Annotated in this window: 3 protein-coding genes; 2 read left to right on the forward strand and 1 reads right to left on the reverse strand. The window is 67.2% G+C overall.

Features of this window, described 5'->3' with window-relative positions; genetic code table 11:
* Window positions 1-96 precede the first annotated feature (96 nt).
* Window positions 97-954, reverse strand: a complete 858-nt coding sequence (locus tag ACFWF3_RS30550; protein WP_062991379.1) for a DUF1266 domain-containing protein — start codon at window positions 952-954, stop codon at window positions 97-99.
* 125 nt (window positions 955-1,079) lie between these two features.
* Here ACFWF3_RS30550 and ACFWF3_RS30555 point away from each other — a divergent pair, with 125 nt between their 5' ends.
* Together ACFWF3_RS30555 and ACFWF3_RS30560 are read left to right on the forward strand one after the other, a co-directional pair.
* On the forward strand, window positions 1,080-1,352 hold the full coding sequence (locus tag ACFWF3_RS30555) for a DUF2277 domain-containing protein (RefSeq protein ID WP_378990763.1): 273 nt from the start codon (window positions 1,080-1,082) through the stop codon (window positions 1,350-1,352).
* Window positions 1,353-1,473: 121 nt separating this feature from the next.
* A partial coding sequence (locus ACFWF3_RS30560; protein WP_379317156.1) for an aldehyde dehydrogenase family protein occupies window positions 1,474-2,929 on the forward strand: 1,456 nt, incomplete at its 3' end.

The following is a 2,929-nucleotide window of genomic DNA, read 5'->3' on the forward strand; positions in this document are numbered from 1 at the left end:
TGGGGCATTCGCTGGGATTGGTCGACGACACGCAATTCCAGCGCTACGGCCGCGGTATCCTGCGCAGCCTGTAGTGCCGGTGGCCGGACCGAATGCTCAATTCGGTTCGGCCGCTTCGGTTTCCGCCTTCTGCTCCGGTTCGTTGAGTTCGATCCGCCGCCACGGGCTGGTGGGCCGGGTCCATAGTCGCACCAGTTCCATCCGGCGGTCGACGCCGCCGTTCTTCAGTTCGGCGAGGTCCTCGGTGGCCTGCCAGTAGGTCCAGCCGGTGAGGTAGGCGTCGCCGAACTGGCGCCAGTTGCGGTAGCGGCGCTGCGCGGGCACCAGCGCGCGCATGCAGTATTCCCACGCCACGTCGGCGTCGATGTAGCCCGCGGTGAACGCCATGCGGGCCACCGCGACGACGCGGGCCAGATCCCAGGCGTGGATGTCGTTGGGTAACGGGCGCGAGAGATGATCGGTGAAGCCGATCTTGATGGCCTGGGCCCAGATGTCGTAGTCGCGCACCAGCGCCTCGGGATTGTCCATCCCCCGAAACGAACCGACCTGCCGCAGGAACGCGCGCTGCTTGTCGGCCCGCTCACCGAAACGGTCGCGCTCGCTGGCGTTGACCGAGGCCATCACCAGCGGATGCACCAGCGAATACAACGGCGCGTGCATGCCTTCGAGCAGCTGTTCCATCGAGGCGCGGGCTTCGGTGCCGTCGGTGATGCCCCAGGCGCCGGTGAGCGTGTCGATGGCGAGTTCGCGGCGGTCGCCGAGCGGGTGTTCACGCTCGGGGCCGAGCAACATCGCGTCGTGGAAGGCGTCCCAGCGGGTGGAGTAGAAGGCGCCGAGTGCGAGCGCGCGCAGTTCGTCGTCGCTCACCCCCGCACCCGACCAGTGATCTTCTTCGCGCTCGTCCAGTTCCGGGTAGGGAAAAGTGGTCAGCGCTGGTACTCCCCTGGCAGGCATGCGGCCGAGTCTAGTGCCGTGACCGCGATCACGGGTGGCGTGCGAATCTCACGTGCATCACGAGATTTTCAGATCCCCTTATTCTTCGCCTGTCGTGTCATGCCTCACAGGTCTATGGTTCTGTCATGTGTAGAAATATCACCGTCTTGCGTGGTCTGGAGCCTGCCGCCACCGAGCAGGAGATCTACGCTGCCGCCTTGCAATATGTGCGCAAAGTCGGCGGCATCTCCGGCCTGAGTAGCGCCACGAAACCCGCGGTCGACAAGGCTGTCGCGGCCATCGCCGCGGCTACCACGGCACTGCTGGCCGAACTCCCCGATCGCCGGGTCCCGCCGCCCACCGAGCCACCGCTGCGCCGGATCGCGGCGCGCGAGAACGAGGCCAGCGAAGCACCGTAGGAATCAGCTCGATCCAGAACTGCAACGTGTTCTAATTGTCTGAGCGGGCACGCCACTTCCTCTTGGCCGCGCCGCGATAGTCGGTGAACCGAATTCAGCAGACGCACGAGGAGAACGACCAGTGAGCGAACTCGACAAAGACGTCGCGGTGATCGAAGTACACAATCCGGCCACGGGCGACCTCGTCGGCACCGTACCGGTCACCACACCGGACGACGTGGCGGCCGCGGTCCGCGAACTGCGCCTCTACCAGCCAGAATGGGAAGCGATCGGGCCGTCCGGGCGCAAGCAGTGGCTGCTGAAGATGCAGGACTGGCTGATCGACAACACCGAGCACCTGGCCGCGGTGCTGCAATCCGAGACCGCCAAGCCGCGCGTCGACGCGATCATCGATCCGGCGTTCGCGGTCGACATTCTCGGCTACTACGCGCGCCGGGCGGGCAAGTTCCTCGCCGACGAGCACCCGTCGCCGCACAGCCCGCTCGCGCGGGTGAAGTCGCTGACTGTGGCCTACCGCCCCTATCCCGTGGTCGGAGTGATCACGCCGTGGAACTTCCCGCTCGCGATGCCCGCGATCGACGTGTTCCCCGCGCTGGCGGCCGGCGCCGCGGTGATCCTCAAGCCGTCGGAGGTGACGCCCCTGTCCGCGGTGGAGCTGGCCCGCGGCTGGGCCGAGATCGGTGCGCCGCCGGTGTTCAAGGTGGTCACCGGCGCGGGCGCGACCGGCGCGGCGGTGGTCGAGAACGCCGATTACATCCAGTTCACCGGTTCCACCGCGACCGGTCGCAAGATCGCGGCCACCTGCGCGGAGCGGATGGTGCCCTACAGCCTCGAGCTCGGCGGCAAGGACCCGGCGATCGTGCTCGCCGACGCGGACCTGGACCGCGCCGCGCACGGCATCGCCTTCGGCGGCATGTTCAACGCCGGGCAGGTGTGCATCTCGGTCGAGCGGGTCTACGTCGAAGCGCCTGCCTATGACGAGTTCGTCACCAAGCTCACCGCCGCGGTCGCCGCCTTGCGTCAGGGCGCCGACGATCGTGAGTCGAAGAACGACGTCGGCGCGCTCGCCAACGAGAATCAGGTGCTGATCGTGCAGCGCCACGTCGACGAGGCGGTGGCGGCGGGCGCCCGGGTGACCACCGGCGGCAAACGCACCGGCGTCGGCACCTTCTTCGAGCCGACTGTGCTCGTGGATGTGGACCATTCGATGTCGTGCGTCGCCGAGGAGACCTTCGGCCCGACGCTGCCGGTGATGAAGGTGGCCGACGAGGCCGAGGCCATCCGGATGGCCAACGACTCGATCTACGGGCTTTCGGCGTCGGTGTGGACCGGCGACAAGGCGCGCGGCGAACGCGTGGCCAGGCAGCTGAACACAGGCGCGGTGAACATCAACGACGTGTTCTCGAACCTGTTCAATCCCGCGATGCCGATGGGCGGCTGGGGTCTGTCCGGCGTCGGCGCACGCTGGGGCGGTGCGTCGGGGCTGCGGAAATACTGTCGCGCGCAGGCGATGACGAAGCCGAAGCTGCCGACCATGGGCAAGGAATTGTTCTGGTACCCCTACGACATGAACAAGC

Origin of the sequence: Nocardia sp. NPDC060220, from assembly GCF_042727815.1 — a bacterium.
Classification (GTDB): Bacteria; Actinomycetota; Actinomycetes; order Mycobacteriales; family Mycobacteriaceae; genus Nocardia.

Coding starts and splice junctions, on each gene's coding strand:
- ACFWF3_RS30550 (WP_062991379.1), bottom strand. CDS start 954: ATGCCTGCCAGGGGAGTACCAGCGCTGACCACTTTTCCCTACCCGGAA.
- ACFWF3_RS30555 (WP_378990763.1), top strand. CDS start 1,080: ATGTGTAGAAATATCACCGTCTTGCGTGGTCTGGAGCCTGCCGCCACC.